This is a genomic window from Neorhizobium sp. BETTINA12A (assembly GCF_023006485.1).
Classification (GTDB): Bacteria; Pseudomonadota; Alphaproteobacteria; order Rhizobiales; family Rhizobiaceae; genus Neorhizobium.
The window spans coordinates 1-22,918 of record NZ_JALBGW010000020.1 but is presented as its reverse complement, the minus strand read 5'-3'; the positions used below and the strand labels follow the sequence as shown (position 1 = coordinate 22,918).

Genomic DNA, 22,918 nt, shown 5'->3' with positions numbered 1-22,918 from the left:
CATCTTCGAACCTGAAGTTGCGGCAACTCCGCTTCTCGTCAGGAACCTAAGCCGGCTTCCCAAGTTTCGGGTGCTTGCGCAGCAATCTTCGGAGGCATCCCTTGGCTCAAGCTCAGCGCGCCGTTCCTGATGACGAAGCGAACCGCCCAACCGATCCCGAAGACGAGAACCGGGAAAGGGAGGAGCAGGCATCCGATCAGAAGGAACACGAAAAGAAACCCTCACTCATCCGCCGGCATCCCTGGAGGATCATTTTAGCGGCCATTGCGCTGATCGCGCTGGTGTTCGCGGCGTATTTCGTCTGGCTGATCTATTTCCATCCCTATGAGACCACCGACGATGCCTTTGTGGACGCCCGCAGCTTCTCGCTGGCAGCCAAGGTTTCCGGTTATATCGATGAGGTTGCCGTCCGTGACAACCAGCACGTCGCTGCTGGCGCGGTGATCGCCAGGATCAACCCGCGCGACTATCAGATTGCCGTCGATCAGGCCGAGGCCCAGATCGAATACGCAAACGCTGCGATCGCCAATGCCGCCGCCCAGATCGAGGTTGCAACCGCGGCCGTGGACGAAGCGCGTGCGCAAGAAGCCTCCACCGTGGCTGCACTGCAATTTGCCCAGGACGAGGCGACCCGCGAGCGCCGGCTCGTCCAGGGCGGAGCCGGCAGCCAACAGGCCTCGCAGCAGGCTGAGGCGAACCTGCGGCAGGCTCAGGCCGCCTATAGTCAGGCGCAAGCACGCGTCACGTCGGCAATGAAGAACAAAGTGGCTGCCGAGGCCCAGCGCAATAGCGCCGCCGCCAGCCTCAAGCAGGCAGAAACCCAGCGGGAAAGCGCTGAGCAGAATCTTAATTATACCACGCTGACCGCAGCTCAGCCCGGGCGCGTCGTGAAACTGAGCGGCTCGAAGGGCCAGTTCGTCGAAGCCGGCCAGGCGATCGCCATGCTCGTTCCAGACGAAATCTGGGTGACCGCGAATTTCAAGGAAACGCAACTCGCCGACATGCGGCCCGGCCAGCCGGTCGATCTGACGATCGACGCTTATCCGGACCACGTCCTGCACGGCAAGGTGGACTCGGTCCAGCCGGGTTCGGGCACGGCCTTCTCTCTGTTGCCCGCAGAAAACGCGACCGGCAACTACGTGAAGGTAATTCAGCGCGTGCCGGTGAAAATCGTCGTCGACCAATGGCCGACGGATGTGGGGATCGGTCCCGGCATGTCGGTCGTACCGACCGTGACCGTGAGACCAAGGAACTGACATGGCCAATGCAGCGACGACAGGCGGCGCTGGCGAAGAACGTGCGGACCGCAGCACCAATCCATGGCTGGTGGCGGTGGTCGTTGCTCTCGCCGTCTTCATGGAAGTGCTGGACACGACGATCGCCAATGTCGCGCTACGCTATATTTCCGGCGGCCTGGCGATCAGTTCCGACGAAGCTTCCTGGGTCGTCACGACTTATCTCATTTCCAATGCAATCGCTCTGATCGCTTCGAGTTTCGTCGCCCAGCGTTACGGCCGCAAGCGCTTCTATCTCATCTGCCTTGCGCTTTTTACGGTCGCGTCGATTCTCTGCGGGCTCGCCTGGAACCTGCCCTCGCTCCTGATTTTCCGGATGATCCAGGGTTTTGCCGGCGGCGGCATGGTACCGGTGTCGCAATCGATCCTCAGCGATTCCTTTCCGCCGGAAAAACGCGGTCAGGGTTTTGCGGTGTTCGGCATCGCAGTCGTCGTTGCTCCGGTGATCGGCCCAACGCTCGGCGGCTACATCTCCGACAACTTCTCCTGGCACTGGTGTTTCCTGATCAACGGGCCTGTCGGCGCCTTCGCCCTTGTGCTCGTCTATCTCCTGGTGCAGGAGCCGGAAGCGCTGCGCAAGAAGCGCGAGGAAATGCGGCGCCAGGGTATTCGTTTCGACGTAATCGGGTTTCTCCTGGTCGCGACTTTCCTCGGTGCGCTGGAGCTGGTGCTTGACCGCGGTCAGGTGGAAGACTGGTTCGACTCGACCTTCATCATCGTCACCTCCGTGATCTGCGTCTCTGCCTTGCTGGCCTCGATCCCATGGCTTCTGACTGCGAAAAATCCTGCCGCCGATATCAGGCTGCTCGCCACCCGGCAGTTCAGCTCCTGCTTTATCGTCATGCTGGCAACCGGCGCAATTCTGATTGCCACGACGCAGTTCGTGCCGCAGGTGCTGCAGCAAAACTACGGGTACACCGCCACTTGGGCCGGCCTGGCGCTGTCTCCCGGCGGTTTCGTGACCATGGTCATGATGTTCGTCGCCGGGCAGTTGAGTTCGAAAGTCCAGCCAAAATACCTGATCGCCATCGGCGCCGGCATTATTGCCTTCGCGATGTATGATGTGACCCGTTTGAACCCCGACCTGAACTTCGGTTTCTTCGTCTGGTCGAGGCTCTATCTGGGGCTCGGCCTGCCGCTCATCTTCATTCCGATCACCTCGGCGTCCTATGCCGGGCTCAGGCCGGACCAGACGGACCAGGCTTCCGCGCTCATCAATGCGGCGCGCAACACCGGTGGTTCGATCGGCGTATCGATCGCCTCCAACGTGCTTGCCCATCGCGAACAGTGGCACCAGAGCCGGCTGGTGGAGCACATCGTGCCCTCCGACCCGGCCTTTATCGAGACGATGCGGAACCTGCAGCATTTCCTTACGGAGCGCGGCTCGTCCATGGCGGATGCGCAAAACCAGGCAATCGGCCTTATCGGCGAACAGGTACGGACGCAGGCGAGTTATCTCGCCTATATCGATGTCTTCCATGTGCTTGCGGTCATCTCTGCCTGCGCGATCCCGCTGGCGCTCATCCTGCGCAATATAGATTTGAAGACCGGTGGCGGCGGTGGGGCGCACTGACGCGTTCCGCGAACGATGCAGGGTTCATTGCTGTCGCCCAGGCTCATCGCGAAGTAGAGCATTGCTCTATTCACCGAATGGATAGGTTTCCGGCATGCCACGATGATGCTCGGGGCCGAGCGGCGTCACCGCCTGGGTCTCGTCGAACCAGACATAGGCATCGAATTGCTCGGGAAGGACCGCCTGACTGTAGTGGCTCCACAGCTCTGTGTTGGGCCGGTAGATGACGCCGATGAAGCGCTCGAGCCGCGGCTCCGAGAGGCGGCGTCTCAAAGGCTCGTGCTTGCCAGGCGACAGGTCGAGGAGGAAGCGGTGCTTACCCGCCTCATGGCACAGGCGCTCGTAGCTATCGTGGCGAGAGGGATTGACACGCATGATTTGCATGTCGCCATCCCAGTCATTCGCGGCTGCCACCGTGCCGATATGGGTGCCGAAACCGACGAGGGCCGCCTCGCCTGCGAAAGCCTCTCGACAGAGTTGGCCGATGTTGAGCTCATCACGGGTTGCACCCATATCGGTAAAGCGCGCGTCGCCGATGTGGCTGTTATGCGCCCAGACGACCGCCTTGGCATCCGGTCCCTTCGCGTCCAGCAGGTGCTGCAACGTTTCGAACATGTGGGTGTCACGCAGGTTCCAGCTTTCGGCTCCGCCATAATACATGATGCGGTAATAGCGCTCCGCGGATGCGATCAGCCGCGCGTTCTGGGTGGCATCGAGAAAGGCATCGCCGTCGTTGTTCGCATAGTCGAGCCGCTTGCGCAGCAGCGCCTGGCACTGCTCGATCACCGCCTGCTCGCATTCCACATAGCCGCGGCTGAGCGCCGCCCGGCCGTAGGTGGCCGGGTTCTTCTGCCAGGGCGTCAGGCAGCCGTAGCGCTCGCGCGCCACTGCCGCCGCCTGCGGATCGACTCGATCCAGATAGTCCAGCACGGCCCCGATCGAGCCGGACATGTTGTAGATGTCGAGCCCGTAGAAGCCGGCCCGATCCTCCAGGGAATCGAGACCCGCATTGCGCTCCCGCATCCATTCGGTCAGTGCCCGAACTTCCGTGTTGCGCCACATCCAGGTCGGGAAACGTTGGAACGGAGGCTCCTCACGTTCGGACGCGGTCCGGTGTCGGACGTATCGGTCAACTCTCGCCGCATCCGGCCAATCCGCCTCAACTGCGACAATCGTGTATCCCCGATGGACGATCAGGTGGCGCGTGATTACGGCACGGGCTCGATAAAATTCAGCCGTCCCGTGGCTGGCTTCGCCCAGCAAAACCACACGTCGGTCGCCGAAGCGGTCGAACAGGCGGCCGAAGGCGGGATCGTCGAAATCCGGCAGCTCCTCGGCTGCTCCGGCAATCATCTCCGGCAGGCTCTGCTTGCGCGGCGCGCCGGACTTGTGATTGCTCGCGGCGCGCCGACCATCCTCGGACCATCCCTGCTCCCCGATCAGCGGCACGAACATCACCGCTCCGAGGTTCGATTCCTCATAGCTCGTCGCCGTGCACCGGACGACCTTGCAGAGGGTCTGGCTAAACTCCTTTCCCACGGGGATCACCAGCCGCCCGCCCACCGCGAGCTGCTCCTTCAATGCCGGCGGCACCGCCGGACCGCCTGCGGCCACCAGGATAGCGTCAAAGGGTGCGTGCTCCGGCAGTCCGCGTGTACCGTCGCCGGCGATCACGTCGATATTGCCGTAGCCGAGATCAGTCATGCGCTGTCTTGCGGATGCGACCAGAGCTTCATGCCGTTCGATTGCATAGACGCGCTCGGCGATCTGACCGATCACCGCCGCCGCATATCCGGAACCGGCGCCGACCTCGAGCACACGGTCACCCGGACGCACCTCCGCCGCCTCGATCATCGCAGCAACGATATAGGGCTGGGAGATGGTTTGCCCCGCCTCGATCGACAGCGGGGTGTCCTCATAGGCGAATTCTGCCATGCCGTCGGCAACGAAATGTTCCCTCGGCACGGTGCGCATCGCGTTGAGGACATGCGCATCCCGTATCCCGCGCCGCTTTATGTGGACCTCGACCATGTGATCGCGCACGCGCTGGTAGTCGGCCATCCCGGCCTCTCCTTTTTCCACCTTTCCCTGTCGGACGCCGAACCTGTCACCTCCTGTCACAGGACCGGTTCAGGCGCTAGCCAACAAAGATCGGGAAGCGCTCAGCATCGATCGACATAGCGGTTTCCGTTGCTGTCGCGGTAGTAGCAGCGGCCGGGTTGCCCGGCGACATTTCCGATCAGAGCGCCGGACACGCCACCCACGGCCGCACCAACCGCGGCGCCGCGAACATTGCCCGTTGCTACGCCGCCGACGACGGCACCCGTGGCAGCGCCAATCCCGGCACCCTTCTCTGTTGACGTGCAAGCTGTCAGGCACAACCCGACACAGCCGATGACCATGAACTTCTTCATTTGGATCTCCGTTCCAGTTTGCCCCCGAGGTTGGCTTGTTTCCTTGGCCGTCATGGCACGCGACAGGCCGCGCGTCGGCTTTGACTGGACCGTCACGCCGAATTTTGTAAACCGGGACGGCTGCCCGAAGTTCCAAAACAATTGAGGATGGCTCGAACGGCCTGATATCGCCAATGCATATCTGCGCGGCCCCTTATGCTCATCCGGGTTGGAAACTGGTTGGCGCACGGGGGAGTTTGAATGTCTCAGCAACGTCGGAACAATTGCTTCACACAGCGGTTCCGTCGGTTGTCTTGTCAGGAGGCCCCATGGCGGTCGATCGTTCCAACTCGCATATTCGTTCGGAGGTCGTGGATCTGATACCCGCGCTCAGATCCTTCGCGCGGCGATTTCACCGGACATCGACCGACGTCGATGATCTCGTGCAAGAGACCCTTCTCAGAGCGCTGGCGAATATCGACAAATTTCAACCGGGGACCAGCCTGAAATCCTGGCTGTTCACCATCATGCGGAACACGTTCTGCACGAAGTTTGGGCTTGCCAAGCGGGAGGTGATCGGCCTGGGAGAAGGTATTTCGCCACAGCCGTCGGTCCAGGCGCCTCAAGAATGGTCGGTTCGCGCTCGGGAACTCGAGAAAGCATTTTCGGAGTTGCCCGCTCACTATCGGCAGGCTCTGGATATCGTCTTGATCCAGGGGGAGAGCTACGAGGTTGCGGCACAACGTTGCGACTGCCCGCTCGGGACGATCAAGAGCCGGGTCAACCGTGCCCGCATCCATCTTGCCGCCCAGCTCGGAGAAAATATCTAGTCCAATATCCGCGCGCCCGTCGCGGAAGGAGACGCCGAGAGATTGGCCGCAAGGATGATAGGAACAATCCCTACCGGCTGCCGTTAGGCGCCTATTCAACCGCCGGATCTCCCAACGAAAGGCAGCCCCGATGGACAAAGGGACCTCAAGCTCCGCCCTCCCGACCTGCGCAATCTCGCTCAACATCAACGGCACGAACCGCGTGCTTGATATTCACCCATGGGTCACGTTGCTCGATCTGCTGCGTGGTCCGATGGAGTTGACGGGCACCAAGAAAGGCTGCGACCACGGCCAGTGTGGCGCCTGTACGGTCCTCATTAACGGCGAACGGATGAACGCATGCCTGAAGCTCGCCGTGTCAATCGACGGCGCCGAGATCACCACGATCGAAGGGTTGGGAACGCCGCTAGACATGCATCCGATGCAAAAGGCCTTCGTGGAGCACGACACTTTTCAATGCGGTTACTGCACGGCCGGCCAGATCTGTTCCGCTGTCGGCCTTGTCGCCGAAGGCCGCGCTCACAGCCGCGCCGAAATCCGGGAGCTGATGAGCGGCAATCTCTGTCGCTGCGGCGCCTATACCAATATCGCCGATGCGATCGAGCATGTCTTCGACCAGGAAGGTGTAACACCTCTGCGGGAGGCTGCGGAATGAGACCGTTTTCCTATACCCGCGCCGAAACCGTGCAGGATGCCGTTATCGCGCTTGCGGCAGATCCGGGCGCGCAGCTTCTCGCCGGCGGCACCAATCTGGTCGATTTGATGAAATACGACGTCGCGCACCCGACTGCGATCGTCGATATCAACCGGCTGCCCCTGAAGGAGATCGAGGATCTGCCCGGCGGCGGCCTGCGCATCGGAGCGCTCGCCAGCAATTCGGCCGTGGCTTACGACGAGCGCGTCAAGGAGCGGTATCCACTGCTCTCCAGCGCCATTTTGGCGGGCGCCTCTCCCCAGCTTCGCAATGCCGCCACCACTGGCGGAAACCTGCTGCAACGCACCCGTTGCTACTATTTCTATGATCCCTCCACGCCCTGCAACAAGCGGGAACCAGGCTCCGGCTGTTCCGCGATTGGCGGAACCAACCGCATTCACGCCATCCTCGGCGCAAGCGACAAGTGCATCGCCACCCACCCCTCGGATATGTGTGTGGCGCTTGCGGCGCTGGGTGCAACGGTGGAAGTCGAGGGACCCGACGGACGGCGTGATCTTGCCATGACAGACTTCCACCGGCTTCCCGGCGATCAACCTGAGCGCGACAATACCTTGGCCCCGGGTGAGATGGTGACGGCCACCCGCCTCGAAGGCAATCATTTCGCCCGCCACCATACCTATCTGAAACTGCGCGACCGTCTTTCCTACGCGTTCGCGCTCGTTTCGGTCGCGGCCGCCATCGATATCGCCGAGGGTAAAATCGTCGACCTGCGCGTGGCACTGGGCGGGGTCGCCCATAAACCTTGGCGCGATACGTTGGCGGAGGCGGAGTTCGCCGGACAGCCGGCGAACGAGGATACTTTCCGCGGCGTCGCCGGGCGGCTCCTTGCTGCAGCCAAGGGCCAGGGCGGCAATGATTTCAAAATTCCGCTCGCGGAAAAGGCGATCGTCCGAGCCCTCAGACAGGCCGCCTCCGGCACGCCGCAGGATCAGGTCGTCAAAGCCGTACAGTGAGGAGGCAGGACCAATGCTGAACGAAACCAAAGTCGTCGGGCTTCCGTTTTCGCGTATCGACGGCTCCCTGAAAGTCAGCGGCAGCGCCAAATACGCCGCCGATCATGGTGGTCACGGCATGCTCCATGGCTACGCAGTCCTTTCGACCGTCGCCACCGGCCGGATTGTCGAAATTGAAACCGGCCTGGCGGAACGCTTCCCCGGCGTCATCAAGATCTATACCCACGAAAACCGGCCGAAGACTGCCGAGGACGACGACAAATGGAAGGACGCGGTCGCTCTCCCGGGTCATCCCTTCCGGCCGCTTGAAAACGACCGTATCCTCTATGACGGCCAGCCGATCGCCCTGGTCGTCGCCGAGAACTTCGAGGCCGCACGCGACGCGGCTTCACTGGTGCGTGTGCGCTACGTTGCCGAGGAACCGCATACGGATCTCGGCCGTGAACAGACGCGTAGCTACGTTCCCCCTCAGCCACGCAGGGAGGAGTTCGTTCCGCCCGAGCCGCGCGGCGACCCGCAGGGCGCCTTTGCCGATGCTCCTTTCAAGATCTCCAGCGAATACAGGCTGGAAGGCGAATATCATAACCCGATGGAACTCTTCGCCTCGACCGTGCTGTGGGAGAAGGAGGGCTTTCTCACCATTCACGATAAGACACAGGGCTCGCAGAACTCGCGCGATTACGTCTGCAACGTCTTTGGGCTCGATCCGGAAAAGGTGACGGTGAAGAACAGTTTCGTCGGCGGCGCTTTTGGCTCCGGCCTGCGCCCGAAACATCAGCTTTTCCTCGCCGTCATGGCGGCTCTGGATCTGAAGCAGTCCGTCAAGGTGGAAATGAGCCGACGCGAGATGTTCTATCTCACCTGGCGCCCCGCGACGATCCAGACCGTCTCGCTAGCCGCGGACCGGGAGGGCCGGCTTTTGTCGGTCATGCACCATGCGCTGCAGGCGACGTCTCGTTACGAGGACTATCAGGAAAACGTCGTCAACTGGTCGGGCCTCGCCTACAGATGCGACAATGTCAGGCTCTCCTACGGGCTGGCCGAACTCGATGTCTCGACGCCAGGCGACATGCGCGCGCCGGGAGCCGCGACCGGGGTTACCGCCCTTGAAACCGCGATGGATGAACTCGCCTACGAAGTCGGCATCGATCCCGTCGAACTCCGACTGCGCAATTTCGCCACGCGAGATCAGAACCAGGACAAACAGCTCACCTCCAAGGCGCTGGACGCGTGTTATCGCGAGGGCGCCGCGCGCTTCGGCTGGAACGGCCGGTCCTTTGCGCCGCGCTCGATGCGCGACGGCAACGACCTCGTCGGTTGGGGCATGGCGACCGGCATCTGGGAGGCAACAATCATGCCGGCGGAGGCCAAGGTTCGGCTGTCGGCAGACGGCAAGGCCGTCGTTTCTGCGGCTGCATCGGACATCGGCACCGGCACCTATACGATTCTCGGCCAGGTCGCCGCCGAGGCACTCGGCGTACCGCTCGATGATGTGAACGTCTTCATAGGTGATTCCAGCCTGCCGAAAACCGGCGTCGAAGGAGGCTCATGGACCGCGGCCTCCAGCGGTTCGGCTGTTCAGGCTGCCTCGGACGCCGTGCGCAACACGTTGTTGAAGCACGCCAAATCGATGCCGAATTCACCCTTCGGACAAGCTTCGCAGGATGAGGTCGCTCTTGCGGAGGGCCGCCTCGTGCTCGATCGAAACCACCAGGCGGGCGTTTCGATCGGCGACATCATGGACGCTGCCGGCGTTTCCTTTATCGAGGAACACGGCAAGGTTGCACCCGATCAGGAACAGGCCAAGAAATTTATCAGCTACACCCACTCTGCCGTGTTCGTCGAGGTGAAGGTGGATGAGGAACTTGGTGTGCCACGGGTGACCAGGATCGTCTCGGCCGTCGCCGGCGGCCGCGTCCTAAATCCCAAGACGGCCCGCAGCCAGATCCTTGGCGGTGTGGTAATGGGGATCGGCATGGCGCTGCACGAGGAAGGAATGGTCGACCATCGCACCGGTCGGATCATGAACCACAACATCGCCGAATATCACATGCCGGCCCATGCGGATGTCGAGGACATCGAAGTGATCTTCGTCCATGAGGAGGATGACAAGGTGAGCCCGATTGGCGCCAAGGGCCTCGGCGAGATCGGCATCATCGGTGTCGCCGCAGCCGTCTCCAACGCGATCTTCCACGCGACTGGCAAACGCATCCGTCACTTCCCGATCACGATCGACAAGATCCTGGAAACCAACGAAGAGGTCAGGCGATCCGCATGACCTCTTGAATCTCGGCGGCCAATAACCAAATCGATTCTGCTTCTTTTTCATCCGGCATGTGAAAGGAGGAGATCATGAACATCCCGGAAATGCCGTTCCGCGCCCCGGTGAACATCCGGCTGCCGAACGGCCTGGATCATACTTTTCACAACGTCTACGACGCGTTGGACTTTCTCGAGAACGAATGGCCGCTCAAGCATGGCGAGCGGTATGACCGCGCCGTCCACAGATGCCGGGCGGCACTGAAGAGAATAGCGCCCGTCGAGATCGCGCGCGAAGCCTTCATTGCCGCATGCCTTGAAGCCGGCATGCCGATGGTGGTGGTTGCAGCTGGAACGTCGTCTTCGGCCAAAGCGCCCCCGATGCCTGTTTCCGCCTAACCAGCCATCCGTGGTGGGGCGGCTGGTTTCCGCCGCCTCCCCATCCCAACCATTGCGGTTGGCCGACATTTTCATTGGAAATGCCGTTCTGGCGGTGCTTCGGCACCTGTGTCACGGATGGCGCCATCCGAAGCGAAATCAACCTACTCCGTACGCTATCTGACCAAAGTCTTCGATGCGTCATTTTTTATTTCAAGCGTGCCTGAACGGGCATAGAATTCGTCTGTCGGCTGCAGGAGGATTGCAATGCAAGCCCGAGAATTCGACAGGAATGTGATGACCATGCATGACGTCGACGTCATGCGCAACGCGGTCAGCATGGCCGTTTCTTCTCCCGAAACGGCGGATATCGATCCCGAAGCCATTGCCAGGATCGTGTTCTGGTTTTATCGCCGCGGACTGGCCGATCCTGAAAAGCTCAGCGACATCGCCGTTTTTCTGGCAAGTTCCCGCGCTTTCATTCCTTCCGATAGAGGTTCCCACCATCATCAGTTGACCGGCGGAGCCGACGTGCCGGATTTGCTTCAGTCAATCCTGCGGAGCAGACGGCGTAATCCTACCGCTTGAATAGGTCAAAGGCCGGGCCGTCCACAGGCGAATTGCGCGCGCGTATGAGCAGCTGTTCAAATGATCACCCGGTGCTTGAGTAATGCATTTCGGCGGCCGGGAACGTGCACTCCTTCACCGCCTTGACGAACTCGTCTGGATCACAGGGCCGACCCATTTGCATTTAGTTCCCATCAAAGAATGGTTTGTGCCCTCGTCCGCTCGACGGAGTGCACGATATAGGGGACGCCCGACTTTGCGAGTATTTCGGCGATGCGTCGCATGGCTCGTCCCGCAGCCGGGTTTCGATTATGGCAAGCTCAGGTGTTCTCCTGAAGCAACTCGATCGCCGCAGCGCATGACGAATGGGCGCTGATGCTGTCAAATCCGGCCTCGCGAAGCAATTCCTCCATGTACACGGCAATCAGAGCCTGCGGATCGTGATGGTGTCTCCTTCGGACTTGATGAACCCGTTGCCTCCCGGGGGTCGGCTCCGGCTGGGGGCGAAATGACACGTCAAGCTTTTGACGCGGTTGGCCGCTTGGCAAATCGCCAATTGATAGGCTTGCTGCCTTACGCTTCCGGTATCCCCCGGTGTAGCGCTTCCGTCGTCACAAGCCCGGCAATCTTCTCGGATAGCGCCGGATCCGATACAGCCCGAGCGAGAGTGACACCACCGGTGAGAAGGGCGAGTAATACAATGGCCCGATCTTCTCGCGAAGTACCTTCACGATCACCTGGAGCACCTTCTGGGAGACCAGCAGCGATTTCCGCGATGAGGCGCTGCAATTCTTCGGTATAGGCATCTCGGGTTTCGTTGTCGGTACGCATGACGTCGGCCGACAAGCTCGGCAACGCGCAGCTTTCACCGAGATCGCATGTCCGCTTGTATCCCAGATAATAGGTGACGAAGTTTTTCAGCCAGCCCTGTTGGTGTTCGGCCTTAAGGGCCGATATTCCCAGCCGCAAATCTTCCAGGCCAGTAAGGACGGCAATGCGGAAGGCTTCGCTCTTGGATCGAAAGTGCCCGTAGAAGGCACCGTTTGTCACTCCTGCTGCCTTTGTCAGCGCGTCGATGCCCGCGCCACCATATCCTTCTTTACGAAACATCTGCCCAGCGGCGGCGATGACTTTCGCCTGGGTACGCTTCTTATGTTCAGCGGTGTAGCGCATATAAACCTCATAAAGAGCAAACGCTCTTTTTATCTTGATTAGAGAGTTGCCACTCTCTAATGATAGAGAGCGTTCGGTACATATCGCACCCGGACATGTCGAAAACAAGGAGAGACCATGCCCATCACACTGACCATACCGGAAGGCCTGCTGTCGCCTGCCGCGCAGGCGGAGGCCTTTGCAGGGCTGACGGAGGCCGTCCTTGAGGTCTCCGGCCTCAACGGAAATGCGTTCATGACTTCGAATGTTGTCGGCTCGATAAACGTCCTTCCTAAGGAGCACGTTCTTGTGGCCGGGAAACCAGCAGAAGCAGCGTTCATCGAACTGAAACTGCCAGAGATCGCACTGGCGACGGCGGAAGCTAAGCGGGCCTTTATCGAGAAGGCAACCGATGTGGTCGAACGAGCCGCAGGCGGGCGGCTGCGACGCGAATATATTTGGTCGAACATCGTCTATGCACCTGACGGAGCCTGGGGGATTGCTGGCCGTAGCTATGACAACGATGACCTTATACGCGCCATCACCGGGTCGGCTGCGTAACCACATTGGACATCAGAAAAGCCGGGCCGGAAGGCCCGGCAGCAGTAGGAGTTTGAACCATGCAACTGGCCAACTATCTCTTCTTCACCACGCAGTGTGATGCTGCGCTCACCTTCTATACGGAATGCGGTCTTGGTGGGGTAACCATGTTGATGCGCCACGGAGATCACGGTGTTCCACTCGCCAGCGAGGGGATGAAGGGTAAGGTGATGCATGCCCGTTTCGAGGGACCAGGAATTCTATTCTTCGCCTCGGACAATCACGACGCCGAGCCGATGAGAGGTTCGGCTCATATTCTCATCATGGACGATCGGGGCCGGACTAACGACCTGTTTGCGAAGCTGACGGCTGGCGGTAAGGTGACGACACCACTCGCGATGCAGCCTTGGGGGAGCTACTATGGCAAGCTCACGGATAGGTACGGGGTCCAGTGGATGCTGGATTGCAAAGTTTAGGGTCTTCAAGGCGATAGCGCTGGACGATGCTGGTCATTGTATTCTTGCTGATGCAGAGATCGTGGGCGATCCAGCGGTAGCTGCGGCCTCCTGCTACGAGCGCCAGAACTTTCGACGCAAGCCGATCCGATTTGGGGCGCTGTCCGGTCTGGCGGCCGAGGCTCTTGCCGCGCGCCTTCGCGGCGGCGAGGCCGGATTTCAGCCGCTCGCTGATGAGGTTGCGTTCAAATTCCGCAATGCCGGAGAGAAAGGTCGTCAGCATCCGGCGATGCGGAGACGACAGGTCGAATGCCATGCCGTTCATGGCGATAACGCAAACCTTCCAGCTTTCCAGTTCTCGTAGGGCATTGAGAAGGTCGATGGTCGAGCACACCCAACGCGAAAGCTCGGTGCCAGGACTGCGCATCCGCGACTTGCCTTCGAAGCGCCTTTACGTATTCAATCCCGCAGCGACACCCAAGGATTTGCGCAAATTGGCCGGTGGCAAGATTCGCGAGGAATTGATCATCGCGAACTGACCCGACCTGTTCCGCTGCGCCGCGACCATGGCATCCGGCAAGATCAAGCCGAGCCAGTTGCTCCGCAAGCTTGCCTCCTATCCACGCCAGAACGATCTGGTGATTGCGCTGCGCGAGGTTGGCCGTGTGGAGCGGACGCTCTTTATCATAGCGTGGATCCCCGACACGGAGATGCAGCGGCGCGCCCAGATCGGCCTTAACAAGGGCGAGGCTCACCACGCTCTCAAGAATGCGCTGGGCATCGGTCGCCAGGGTGAAATCCGTGACCGAACCACTGAGGGGCAGCATTACCGGATAGCAGGCCTCAACCTGCTTACCGCAATCATCAGGGACGATGGATCAAGGCTAGTCCTTTGGCGCCTGCCGGGCAAGCTTGGTACGTAACGTACCAAGTGCCGGAAATGCAGCCATCAGGGAGGGCGGAATGCCATATCGGTCGCGTATCCTTTGTCCGCTACCGTACGGGAACGACATGTCCGGCGATCGGGTTATTCTGCGCAGGAGGGAGCTGTGAATGACTATCATCCCGAACCTGCCGGACCGGAATATGCAGGAAGACAGAAGTCCTCGGATCGATGACCTCGCCCCGGATGTCCATCGCATGGCGCGCCGATTTCTTCACTCGAAGAAGGGATCAGGTGATCTTGCCGAACGGGTCATCTTGCGAGCGAAATGCGAGCTTCCTCCGGGGCAGGACCGCGACGTTCTTCGGCTTCACGTGTTCAGGATAATGTGTGAAATATTCATCGCCGACGTTGCAGCGTCGCGAGGCCGGAAACCTAGTGTCTGACGCCGCTGTCGTATTGCCGAAGCAGTTCCTCGACGATCTCTTTGATATGCTTTGGCTTGGAACCGAGCACATACGACCCAGTACGCTCCGGTCCCTGCTGCTCCGTCACGACAAAAAGAAAAGGAACCGAAGCAGCTTCAAGCTGCTCCGATATCCGGAACATCAGATTGGCGTCTTCGGTGGCATCGATCAGCACGCCGTGGGCGGCATGCACAAGCCGCATTTCGAAAGCGGGCGGCAGCACGGGTCCCTGCAACTCTATTCCTGCTTGCTCCCAAGCATCGCGAGTGCCGGAAGAAACAAGGTTCTTGTTGCCGATGACGATCATCGTGTACTGGCTCACCTGTTATCCCGCTTTACGTGTCGCCCCGTGCAACCCCGTTCTACCGCCGCAAACTGTGGGGAAGACCGGAAGTTCGCTGCACAGGCACACAATTTTCGCGGCTCCGCAATCGGCGTGGAGCGCGGCCTGACTGCGTTGAGATTTTAAATTTGGCCGCTTTGAATAATTTTGACCCGTCGGCGCGCCTTTGGGTCTGGAAAAGTCTCTGACGGGTTTGAGATCGTGTGCCTCTGCAAAGTTTGAGTTGACGGCTTTCGATGGCGAGGCGACAGTTGCAACTGACAGCAAGGCAGGAGAAGAAGGATGGACGAAACGGACCGTTGGCGCCACATGGCAAGCGCACCGAAGGACGGTAGTCGGATCCTGGTTACGATCCGCCCCTCCGAACAGGGGCCGGCAGAAGTTGACCTCGCCTATTGGTCGAATGGCGATCAGTTCGGTGGAGAAGGCTGGCGCGCTTCTGATTCCTCGCCCGGGCACATCATCGAATATGCCGAGCCGGAATTGAAGTGTTGGATGCCGATGCCTTCGGCCAACCTCAACCGGTTTTCGATGCCCTCACCCTGGGAAGGCACCGACGGACAGCAGTTCGACGGATCAGGGATTTAGAGATTTGCGGCAAAACACGTCCCGTTAACCGGGCGCCTGGTGTCTTGAGCGAAGAAAATCCATCAAGTCGCTGGCAGGCTTGGACAAAGGGCGGCGGATTGAAGCGATCTGCCGCACATCGAAGCCCAATTCATCTCCGGCCAGATCGACCTTGACCAGCTCGCCACGCTCGAGATCAGCCGCTACGCTTCGTTCCAGCGAACAGGCAATGCCGACACCGGCAACAACGAACTCGCGCAGGAACTGGTACTCGGTCGCCTGCGCCGCGACCTTCACGTGGCTGATACCAGCGTTCGCCAGGAGCTTCGAGACGCCGCGTCCAAACAGCGAAGAGGGCGGAGGGCCGACGAAGTCATAACGTGCCACGTCCTGCGGCTTGACGCGCTTGCGGTGGGCAAGGGGGTGGTTTGGCGAGGCGATGAGAACCAGCTTCTCCCGGCCGATGGTTTCAGCCCGGACGCCGCGAAGGTCTTCATTGCCCAGAAAGCAGCCGACGTCGGCCACGCCATCGCGAACCTCGGAAAAAACATCCTCCTGTTTGCCGATCCTCAGAACGAGCTGGATATCCGGCCGCGCGATCGCAAAGTCCGTCAGATCTTTTCGCAAAACAAAATTGGCGAGGCTTCGCTGGCAAGATAGAATCACCTGCTGACCGGTCTCGCCTCGGATTTTCACGACATCCGCGCGCATGTCGTCGGCCTCGGCCAGGAATTCGCGCGCATGTTGCAGCACGCTTTGGCCGATCTCGGTCAGCAGCGGCTTGCGGCCCCGGCGCCGCACGAAAATCTGCCCGCCGATTTCCTTCTCGATCGCCATGATATGGGCGCTGACCGATGGCTGTGCGATACCGAAACGGTCGGCGGCAGCCGCGAAGCTCCCCTCCTCGACCACTGCAACCAGGACTTCCATGCGCCGGAGCGTGATATTGAACATGGTGATAACCTATAGCCTATAGGCTATCAAACCTAAAGCCCCCAAACCCGTTGCTAGTTACCGTTCGAATGGATCAAATGCTGTTCGAGGATGAGGAATGACATGAACAATCTCACTGGGAGCCTGACGCTTTAACGTCAGCCGGAGTGTTCCTGCCACCGCTGCCGAGGTCTCGGCCCAATCCGCAAAGATTAAAGCATTCCGCATGGGTTCCATGCGGACAGGAGGACGCATGAATATTGTCGGAATTGATATTGGCGGCACGTTTACCGATCTCGTCGGTTATGTCGACGGCAAGATCGTAACGTCGAAGACCTCGACCGTGCCTGCCGATCCGACCCAGGGCATCGCCCGCAGCCTCGAGCTTGCGAACTGCGATCCCGACCAGCTTAACGAGATTCTTCACGGCTCGACGATCGCCATCAACACGGTGCTGGAGCGCAAGGGCGCCCGTACCGCGCTGATCACCACGAGCGGTTTCCGCGATGTCTATGCGATCGGCCGCTCGAACCGCATCCAGGCTTTCAACCTGTTTTTCAAGCGTCCGCAGCCTCTGGTGCCGCGCAGCCTGACCTTCGAAATTCCGGAACGTATCCTTGCTTCCGGCGAGGTTCAGGACCCGCTCGACGAGAAGGCGGTCGCCGCGGTCATCGCCGAGATCGAGGCCGCCGGTGTTGAATCCGTTGCCATCTGCCTGCTGCACTCCTGGGCCAATCCGGACCACGAGCGTCGCGTCGGTGACATGCTGCGCAAGGCGCTGCCGAATATCTTCGTGACGCTCTCGCACGAAATCCTACGCGAATATCGCGAATACGAGCGGTCCTCGACCACTGCGCTCAACGCCTTTGTCGGCCCTCGCGTCGAAGGTTACCTGAAGCGCCTCGAAACCTATCTCCGCTCCGGCGCCTTCGACGGAAAGATCCATATCATGCGATCGAACGGCGGCGTGATGTCGATCGGCCAGGCGCAGGAACAGCCCGTATCGATGATGGAATCCGGCCCGGTTGCCGGCATGATCGGCGCCGGACGTCTGGCCAAGCTGCTCGGCCTCAAGCGCTGTATCGGTTTCGACATGGGCGGCACGACCGCAAAGTCGAGCCTGATCACCGATGGAGCGCCTGCTATCGAAACCGGTTACGTGATCGGCGAAGAGGCTGACGGCCAGCCGATGCAGTTGCCAGTTGTCAACATTGTCGAAGTCGGTGCCGGCGGCGGCTCGATCGCCTGGGTCGACAATGCGGGCGGTCTGCACGTGGGTCCCCAGAGCGTCGGCGCCGATCCTGGCCCTGCCTGTTATGGCAAGGGAGCCGACTTGCCGGTCGTCACCGACGCCGACCTGATCCTCGGCCGCATCAATCCGCAGCGGTTCCTGAACGGCGGCATGCCGCTCGACAGAGCGGCTTCCGAACAGGCAATGCTGAGCAAGGTCGGCAACACGCTGAAGCTCAACCCGGTCGAGGCGGCGCTCGGCGTGGCGAAGATCGCCGATAGCTCCATGTCGTTGTCGGTCCGTGCCGTCTCGATCAACAAGGGCATCGATCCGCGCGATACGGCAATGATCGCCTTCGGCGGCGCCGGCCCGCTGCATGCGATCGCCATCGCCCGCGAAATCTACATTCCGCTGGTGATCATCCCGAAACTGCCAGGCACCTTCTCGGCGCTCGGCATGCTGATGGCCTCCTGGCGCCAGGATTTCGTGCAGACCTTCATCGGCCGCGTCGGTGAACTTTCCGAGGCCGGCGTCGAGAAGGTCTATGCCGAACTCGTCGCCAGCGGCCGCGAGCAGATGAAGCGGGACGGCATCGCCGAGAACGAGGCGGATCACCGCTTCTTCGCCGATCTGCGTTATGTCGGCCAGGAACATGCGATCTCGATCCCGATCGAGAACACCGGCATGCTGTCTGGCGATACCAGTGAGGTCCGCCGCCGTTTCGATACCGAGCACGACCGCCGCTACAGCCAGTCGGCGCCGACCGAAGCACTCGAAATCGTCAGCCTGCGCCTGGTCCTGACCGCCGCCCGCACCGACAACGTTGCCGAGGAATGGCTGTCCCGTCCATGGGAGCCGGAAGCGGAATCCGAGGTCGGCAGCCGCGATGTGGTGTTCGACAATCCGGCAAGGCCGCTCAAGACGGCGATCTACTGGCGCCCGGCGCTGCCGGCTGGCTTCAAGCTCACTGGCCCTGCCGTCATCGAAGAACCGAATTCCACCATCCTGATCCATCCCGGCGACGAAGTGGTCGTCCATGAGGCAGGCCATCTGCTGGTGACGCTCGCCAGGCAGAGCGAGGAATAAGAACATGACCCCGATCAAGAACGATCCGATCACCGTTGAAGTCGTCCGCAATGCGATCGTCGCCTATGCCGACGAGATGGCAGAGGCGCTCTGCAAGTCCGCCTACAACATGATGATCTACGAAGTCCGCGACTATTGCTGCGGCCTGATCGACACGACCGGCCGGATGATCTCGCAGAACCGCGGCGGCCTGCCGATATTCCTCGCCGACCTCGGCATCGCCGTCGAGGACGGCATCAAGAAATACGGGCTGAAGGGTTTCGAAGAGGGCGACGTCCTCGTCATGAACCACGGCCATATCTGTGGCCAGCACCTGAACAACGTCGTCGTCTACGCGCCCTGCTTCCATGACGGTGAATTGATCGGCTTTGCGGCCAACCGCGCCCATTGGGTGGATATCGGCGGCGGCCGCCAGGGTTTCGGCTCCAACGCGACGACCGACATCTATTCTGAAGGCCTGCAGATGCGGTCCCTGAAGATCTACAAGGCCGGTGAGCTCAACGACACGCTCTATCAGATCATCCAGGACAATATCCGTTATCCGGATGCCAGCCTCGGCGATCTGCGCGCCCAGGTCGCGTCCTGTCAGATCGGCGCCAAGCGTTATGCCGAACTGGTCGCCCGTTATGGCCGCGGCGTCGTGGAAAGCTGCGTCGAGACCATCTGGGACCAGACCGACAAGGCCGCGCGCCAGGTGATCGAGCGCATTCCGGACGGCACCTATTCGGCCGAGAGCTTCCTCGACAACGATGGCCGCGATCTCGCGACGCCACTCAGGATCGCCGTCAAGGTGATCGTGTCCGGCTCGACCATCACCGTCGATTTCCATGGCATGCATCCGCAGGTGAACGGCCCCTTGAACTCCGGCCGCTCGGGCGGCATCGCGGCCGCCCGCGTCGCCTTCAAGGCGCTCACCTCGCCGGAACTCGACGTCAACGAAGGCTGCTTCCGTGCCCTCAATGTCGACCTGCCGGACGGCACGATCCTTTCGGCCCGCCCACCGGCCGCACTCGGCCAGTGGAGCATCGCGCTGCCGACCGTGATCGACACGATCCTCAAGGCGCTGGCGCCGGCCGTGCCGGAGCTGATCCCGGCCGCCCACAAGGGCGACATGGGCGGCTGCTCCTTCTTCGGCTTCTACGACGACGGTTCGCGCTTCCTGCTGATGAACATCTTTGGCGGTGGCTGGGGTGGTCGTCCGCATGAGGACGGCGAATCCGCGGCCGTCTCGGTCTGCCAGGGCGACGTACGCAACACGCCGGTCGAGCTGCAGGAGATCAAATATCCGTTCATCGTCGAACGGCATGCCCTGCGGCCGGATTCCGGCGGTGCCGGCGAGCATCGTGGCGGTCTCGGCATCGAGCTCACCTATCGCTGCCTGCGCGCCTGCCGCGGCAATATCAATTTCGACCGCACCGTCACCCCGCCCTGGGGCCTGCATGGCGGCCATACCGGCGAGGTCAGCGTGGCGATCATCGATCGGGCCGACGGCACGCAGCTGCGGGTCAACAAGGCGACCGATGTTCACTTCACGCCGGGCGACCGGATCACTTTCCTTACCGCCGGCGGCGGCGGTTACGGCGATCCGGCCAAGCGTTCACGCACCGATCTGGAAGACGATATCGCCAATGGTCTGGTCTCCAGAGAAGCGGCAGTCCGCGACTACGGCTATGCCGAACCGCAGATGCCGCGGCGCCTCGCAGTGAACGGTTGAGGACATGGCGATGATCGGCGAAATCCGCAAGAAACGGTTGATCGAGGCGATGCTGGAGGCGGGGCTCGACGGCCTCGTGCTTTACGGCAATGCCTGGCAGAACGACTACCTGCGTTATGCCGCCGATTTCGGCATTCTCGAAGGCGAGGGCCTGGCGGTCGTCACCCGTGACGGTGACGTGACCCTTTATCTCGATGACGAACTGGAAGGCGAACGCGCCGCGGTCGAATGCCCCGAGGTCAAGACCGTCGTTGCGGACGACCTGATCGGCACGGTGTCCGGCGTCATCGGTCGACTCGGCAATAGCCGCATCGCCGCCGGCCCGAAGCGGCATCTGCCCTACGGGCTTGCCGCCCAGCGCGGCGACCTGCGCTTCGAAGACGCGACGGCTCTGGTCGATCGCCTGCTGATGGTGAAATCTGCTGATGAGCTGAATGCCGTGCGCAGCGCTGCACGGCTGGCGGATGAAGGCTACACCGTGTTCCGCAATGCCGCCGCCGTCGGCAAGAAGGACTATGAGCTGATTGCCGAGATCGAGTCCTTCTTCCGCAATGAAGGCGTCGATGACAATTTCATGATCATCGGCGTCGGCGGTCCGGAAGTACGCGGCATGGCGCCGCCGCTCGGCAAGATCCTGAAGCCCGGCGACCTGGTGACGACCGAGCTTACCCCTTGTGTCAACGGCTATTACGTCCAGATCTGCCGCACGCTGGTCATCGGCGAGCCGAATGAGGCACAGCGGAAGGTCTTCGGAATCTACAATGACGCTCTCGAAGCTGGGCTTGCCGTCGTGAAGCCGGGCGTTACCGCGGCCGATATCGCCCGGGCGGAAAACGACATTTTTCGCGCCCATGGTTTGGGCGAATATGTGACCAGCGAATATACCCGTGTCCGGGGTCACGGCCTGGGGCTCTTCCCGGATACCAAGCCGCATATTCTCGAAGATGTGAACACGGTGATCGAGGAAGGCATGTCGATGATCGTGCACCCGAACACATATAATCCCGAGATCGGTTATTTCGTGCACGGCGACTCGCTGATCGTCCGCGCCGACGGTCCGGAAATCCTGACGAAGACGCCGCGCGAACTCTTCTCGGTCGGCGCCCGGAGGATAGCGGCATGAGACACGGTCTGATCCTGTGGCGCGAGGACGAACTCTCCCTCGCGGACGTCACCGCCCGGCAAGTCCGCCTGCAGCAGGTGATCGCCGCTGCCGGTCTCGATGGCGTGCTGATCTATACCAATCACGTGCGCTCCGCCGGTGTCACCTGGGTCTCCGGGTTTACACCCTATTGGTCTGACGGCTTGGTCCTGGTCCTACGCGACGGCCTGCCGATCTTCCTGACGGCGCTGTCGAAACGCGTCGGCGAGTGGGTCAAATCCGTGGCCCCGACTTTCGAAGTGGCCCACTCGCCCTTCCCCGGCAAGCTTGCTGGCGAACGCCTGGCCCAGCTCGGGGCGAAACGTCTCGGCGTCGTCGAACTCGACCGTATGCCGGGGGGCGTGGTCGATGAAATTCTGTCCGACCTGCCGGTCGAACTCTCCGATGCAACGGAGCTTTTCACGGCGGTTCGCGGAAAGGCGGACCGCGCCGAACTCGATCTCGTGCGCCGCACGGACGATATCGCCCGCGAGGCGTTCAAGGCGGGTGATATCAAGGGCAGATTGGCCGGCGATCTCACCGGTCCGGTCGAACGGGCCGTGCGGCTTGCCGGCGCCGAGGAATGTTACGTTGCCGTCGCGCCCGATCTTTCCAAGGATCGCCGTTTCATCCGCACCGGCAGGCAAGAACTCGGCCGCACTTTTGCGGTGCGCCTGTCGATCGCCTATAACGGCGTCTGGGTTCGCCGGATCGAAACATTCTCCGCCGTTTCCGAAATCGCCGCGCGCCTTGCCTCCGTGAGCGCCGAGCTGGACAGGGTGTCTCCCGCTTTTCCCGCCAATGGCTCGATTTCGGCTTTCCGTCTGCCTTATGGTGCCGAACTGATCGACTGGCATCTCGAAGCGCCGCACGGCACCCGGCCGCTGAAGGTCGTGGCGGATGCGCAAACGCCGCTTGCCGCGCCGGTCCCCTACGGCATCCTAACGACGGCCTTCACCCTCGATGGCGAGACGATCGTCGCGTCGCGTCCAGTCGGGCTTGGCAATAGTTCAATGCGGGAGGCGGCTGAATGAACGCACGCGACCTCGTTTCCCTTCTCCTGACGATCGATAGCGGAGATCAGAAACTCCGCGATCTCGTCAACCTCCATACCGTCGACGCGCTGGCATGCCTGGCGGCCGGTGCCGGTGCGACCGAAGGTTCTTCACTCCTCGCCTTCTATCGCGAGACCGGTGCCGGCGACGCAGTCTCCTCTGCTGCGGGCGCGTCGGCGGTTATCCGTTTTACCGAATGGGACGCGATCCACGTGCCTTCCTGTGCGACGCCCGGTGCCATGGCGGTGCCGGCTGGGCTGATCTTCGCGCAGGACCATGAGACCTATGCGAAGGCCGTTGCCGCTGGCCATGCCGTCGGTTTGGCGCTGTCGGAGGCCGTCGGCGGCGTTTCGGCCTTGCCGGAAACCTGGCCGGGCCTGTTCGCAGC

At 61.3% G+C, this 22,918-nt stretch carries 21 protein-coding genes and 2 pseudogenes; 17 read left to right on the top strand and 6 right to left on the bottom strand.

What is annotated here, in order from left to right:
* The first annotated feature begins 101 nt into the window (after positions 1-101).
* Together MOV61_RS08475 and MOV61_RS08470 are read left to right on the top strand one after the other, a co-directional pair.
* Positions 102-1,256, top strand: a complete 1,155-nt coding sequence (locus MOV61_RS08475) for an HlyD family secretion protein (RefSeq protein WP_247136252.1) — start codon at positions 102-104, stop codon at positions 1,254-1,256.
* Between the two features lies 1 nt (position 1,257).
* Positions 1,258-2,868: a DHA2 family efflux MFS transporter permease subunit gene (locus MOV61_RS08470; protein WP_247036204.1), complete on the top strand. Its 1,611-nt coding sequence runs from the start codon at positions 1,258-1,260 to the stop codon at positions 2,866-2,868.
* Between the two features lie 66 nt (positions 2,869-2,934).
* Here MOV61_RS08470 and MOV61_RS08465 read toward each other — a convergent pair whose 3' ends face one another.
* Both MOV61_RS08465 and MOV61_RS08460 read right to left on the bottom strand, forming a co-directional pair.
* Positions 2,935-4,929 (bottom strand): protein-L-isoaspartate(D-aspartate) O-methyltransferase, encoded by a 1,995-nt coding sequence (locus MOV61_RS08465; RefSeq protein WP_247136251.1) that lies wholly within the window; start codon positions 4,927-4,929, stop codon positions 2,935-2,937.
* 101 nt (positions 4,930-5,030) lie between these two features.
* Positions 5,031-5,282: a YMGG-like glycine zipper-containing protein gene (locus tag MOV61_RS08460; RefSeq protein ID WP_040125054.1), complete on the bottom strand. Its 252-nt coding sequence runs from the start codon at positions 5,280-5,282 to the stop codon at positions 5,031-5,033.
* A gap of 308 nt (positions 5,283-5,590) precedes the next feature.
* On the opposite strand from MOV61_RS08460, the gene MOV61_RS08455 reads away from it, so the two are divergent.
* The 6 genes from MOV61_RS08455 (at position 5,591) to MOV61_RS08430 (ending at position 10,984) form a co-directional block, all read left to right on the top strand.
* Entirely contained in the window at positions 5,591-6,091 is a 501-nt protein-coding gene (locus MOV61_RS08455) for a sigma-70 family RNA polymerase sigma factor (protein WP_051900518.1), read from the top strand.
* A 130-nt stretch (positions 6,092-6,221) separates the two neighbouring features.
* Complete coding sequence (locus MOV61_RS08450) at positions 6,222-6,746, top strand: (2Fe-2S)-binding protein (RefSeq protein WP_247136250.1); 525 nt, start codon at positions 6,222-6,224, stop codon at positions 6,744-6,746.
* On the top strand, positions 6,743-7,759 hold the full coding sequence (locus tag MOV61_RS08445; protein WP_247136249.1) for a xanthine dehydrogenase family protein subunit M: 1,017 nt from the start codon (positions 6,743-6,745) through the stop codon (positions 7,757-7,759). The genes MOV61_RS08450 and MOV61_RS08445 overlap by 4 nt, the downstream gene beginning before the upstream one ends.
* 13 nt (positions 7,760-7,772) lie before the next feature.
* A complete protein-coding gene (locus MOV61_RS08440) occupies positions 7,773-10,037 on the top strand; it encodes a xanthine dehydrogenase family protein molybdopterin-binding subunit (protein WP_247136248.1) in 2,265 nt (754 codons plus the stop codon).
* Between the two features lie 74 nt (positions 10,038-10,111).
* The gene (locus tag MOV61_RS08435) at positions 10,112-10,417 is read left to right on the top strand and encodes a DUF982 domain-containing protein (protein WP_247036193.1); all 306 of its coding nucleotides are present in this window, start codon (positions 10,112-10,114) and stop codon (positions 10,415-10,417) included.
* 282 nt (positions 10,418-10,699) lie between these two features.
* Positions 10,700-10,984 (top strand): hypothetical protein, encoded by a 285-nt coding sequence (locus MOV61_RS08430; RefSeq protein WP_247136247.1) that lies wholly within the window; start codon positions 10,700-10,702, stop codon positions 10,982-10,984.
* A 552-nt stretch (positions 10,985-11,536) separates the two neighbouring features.
* Here MOV61_RS08430 and MOV61_RS08425 read toward each other — a convergent pair.
* On the bottom strand, positions 11,537-12,136 hold the full coding sequence (locus MOV61_RS08425; protein ID WP_247036190.1) for a TetR/AcrR family transcriptional regulator: 600 nt from the start codon (positions 12,134-12,136) through the stop codon (positions 11,537-11,539).
* Between the two features lie 117 nt (positions 12,137-12,253).
* Between MOV61_RS08425 and MOV61_RS08420 the strand changes: the two genes are divergently transcribed.
* Positions 12,254-12,676: a Tautomerase enzyme gene (locus MOV61_RS08420; protein ID WP_247136246.1), complete on the top strand. Its 423-nt coding sequence runs from the start codon at positions 12,254-12,256 to the stop codon at positions 12,674-12,676.
* A gap of 59 nt (positions 12,677-12,735) precedes the next feature.
* Complete coding sequence (locus MOV61_RS08415) at positions 12,736-13,131, top strand: VOC family protein (protein ID WP_247036186.1); 396 nt, start codon at positions 12,736-12,738, stop codon at positions 13,129-13,131.
* Here the strand turns inward: MOV61_RS08415 and MOV61_RS08410 are convergent.
* A pseudogene (locus MOV61_RS08410) lies at positions 13,085-13,522 on the bottom strand (recombinase family protein); the annotation flags it as partial. The gene MOV61_RS08415 and the pseudogene MOV61_RS08410 sit on opposite strands and share 47 nt — an antisense overlap.
* 10 nt (positions 13,523-13,532) lie before the next feature.
* On the opposite strand from MOV61_RS08410, the pseudogene MOV61_RS08405 reads away from it, so the two are divergent.
* Positions 13,533-13,976, top strand: a pseudogene (locus tag MOV61_RS08405) (Tn3 family transposase); the annotation flags it as partial.
* A gap of 452 nt (positions 13,977-14,428) precedes the next feature.
* Here MOV61_RS08405 and MOV61_RS08400 read toward each other — a convergent pair.
* Positions 14,429-14,782 carry a hypothetical protein gene (locus MOV61_RS08400; protein ID WP_247136244.1) on the bottom strand — a complete coding sequence of 118 codons (354 nt, stop codon included), beginning with the start codon at positions 14,780-14,782 and terminating at the stop codon, positions 14,429-14,431.
* 303 nt (positions 14,783-15,085) lie between these two features.
* On the opposite strand from MOV61_RS08400, the gene MOV61_RS08395 reads away from it, so the two are divergent.
* The gene (locus MOV61_RS08395) at positions 15,086-15,391 is read left to right on the top strand and encodes a hypothetical protein (RefSeq protein ID WP_040125076.1); all 306 of its coding nucleotides are present in this window, start codon (positions 15,086-15,088) and stop codon (positions 15,389-15,391) included.
* 24 nt (positions 15,392-15,415) lie between these two features.
* Here the strand turns inward: MOV61_RS08395 and MOV61_RS08390 are convergent, their stop codons facing one another.
* Positions 15,416-16,300, bottom strand: coding sequence for a LysR family transcriptional regulator (locus tag MOV61_RS08390; protein WP_247136283.1), 885 nt, complete (start codon positions 16,298-16,300; stop codon positions 15,416-15,418).
* Between the two features lie 256 nt (positions 16,301-16,556).
* Between MOV61_RS08390 and MOV61_RS08385 the strand changes: the two genes are divergently transcribed.
* The 5 genes from MOV61_RS08385 to MOV61_RS08365 all read left to right on the top strand — a co-directional run.
* Positions 16,557-18,620, top strand: a complete 2,064-nt coding sequence (locus MOV61_RS08385; RefSeq protein WP_247136243.1) for a hydantoinase/oxoprolinase family protein — start codon at positions 16,557-16,559, stop codon at positions 18,618-18,620.
* Positions 18,621-18,624: 4 nt separating this feature from the next.
* Entirely contained in the window at positions 18,625-20,334 is a 1,710-nt protein-coding gene (locus MOV61_RS08380) for a hydantoinase B/oxoprolinase family protein (RefSeq protein ID WP_247136242.1), read from the top strand.
* Between the two features lie 10 nt (positions 20,335-20,344).
* Positions 20,345-21,457, top strand: a complete 1,113-nt coding sequence (locus MOV61_RS08375) for a Xaa-Pro peptidase family protein (RefSeq protein ID WP_247136241.1) — start codon at positions 20,345-20,347, stop codon at positions 21,455-21,457.
* The gene (locus MOV61_RS08370) at positions 21,454-22,509 is read left to right on the top strand and encodes an aminopeptidase P family N-terminal domain-containing protein (protein ID WP_247136240.1); all 1,056 of its coding nucleotides are present in this window, start codon (positions 21,454-21,456) and stop codon (positions 22,507-22,509) included. The genes MOV61_RS08375 and MOV61_RS08370 overlap by 4 nt, the downstream gene beginning before the upstream one ends.
* On the top strand, positions 22,506-22,918 hold a 413-nt coding region (locus MOV61_RS08365), incomplete at its 3' end, for a hypothetical protein (protein ID WP_247136239.1). The genes MOV61_RS08370 and MOV61_RS08365, both read left to right, overlap by 4 nt.

Bases quoted from the DNA above. Each gene is read 5' to 3' on its own strand.
- MOV61_RS08450 (WP_247136250.1), top strand. From the start codon at position 6,222: ATGGACAAAGGGACCTCAAGCTCCGCCCTCCCGACCTGCGCAATCTCG.
- MOV61_RS08465 (WP_247136251.1), bottom strand. From the start codon at position 4,929: ATGGCCGACTACCAGCGCGTGCGCGATCACATGGTCGAGGTCCACATA.
- MOV61_RS08420 (WP_247136246.1), top strand. From the start codon at position 12,254: ATGCCCATCACACTGACCATACCGGAAGGCCTGCTGTCGCCTGCCGCG.
- MOV61_RS08375 (WP_247136241.1), top strand. From the start codon at position 20,345: ATGATCGGCGAAATCCGCAAGAAACGGTTGATCGAGGCGATGCTGGAG.
- MOV61_RS08390 (WP_247136283.1), bottom strand. From the start codon at position 16,300: ATGGAAGTCCTGGTTGCAGTGGTCGAGGAGGGGAGCTTCGCGGCTGCC.
- MOV61_RS08385 (WP_247136243.1), top strand. From the start codon at position 16,557: ATGAATATTGTCGGAATTGATATTGGCGGCACGTTTACCGATCTCGTC.
- MOV61_RS08455 (WP_051900518.1), top strand. From the start codon at position 5,591: ATGGCGGTCGATCGTTCCAACTCGCATATTCGTTCGGAGGTCGTGGAT.
- MOV61_RS08470 (WP_247036204.1), top strand. From the start codon at position 1,258: ATGGCCAATGCAGCGACGACAGGCGGCGCTGGCGAAGAACGTGCGGAC.
- MOV61_RS08395 (WP_040125076.1), top strand. From the start codon at position 15,086: ATGGACGAAACGGACCGTTGGCGCCACATGGCAAGCGCACCGAAGGAC.
- MOV61_RS08370 (WP_247136240.1), top strand. From the start codon at position 21,454: ATGAGACACGGTCTGATCCTGTGGCGCGAGGACGAACTCTCCCTCGCG.
- MOV61_RS08440 (WP_247136248.1), top strand. From the start codon at position 7,773: ATGCTGAACGAAACCAAAGTCGTCGGGCTTCCGTTTTCGCGTATCGAC.
- MOV61_RS08415 (WP_247036186.1), top strand. From the start codon at position 12,736: ATGCAACTGGCCAACTATCTCTTCTTCACCACGCAGTGTGATGCTGCG.
- MOV61_RS08380 (WP_247136242.1), top strand. From the start codon at position 18,625: ATGACCCCGATCAAGAACGATCCGATCACCGTTGAAGTCGTCCGCAAT.
- MOV61_RS08445 (WP_247136249.1), top strand. From the start codon at position 6,743: ATGAGACCGTTTTCCTATACCCGCGCCGAAACCGTGCAGGATGCCGTT.
- MOV61_RS08430 (WP_247136247.1), top strand. From the start codon at position 10,700: ATGCATGACGTCGACGTCATGCGCAACGCGGTCAGCATGGCCGTTTCT.
- MOV61_RS08435 (WP_247036193.1), top strand. From the start codon at position 10,112: ATGAACATCCCGGAAATGCCGTTCCGCGCCCCGGTGAACATCCGGCTG.
- MOV61_RS08425 (WP_247036190.1), bottom strand. From the start codon at position 12,136: ATGCGCTACACCGCTGAACATAAGAAGCGTACCCAGGCGAAAGTCATC.
- MOV61_RS08460 (WP_040125054.1), bottom strand. From the start codon at position 5,282: ATGAAGAAGTTCATGGTCATCGGCTGTGTCGGGTTGTGCCTGACAGCT.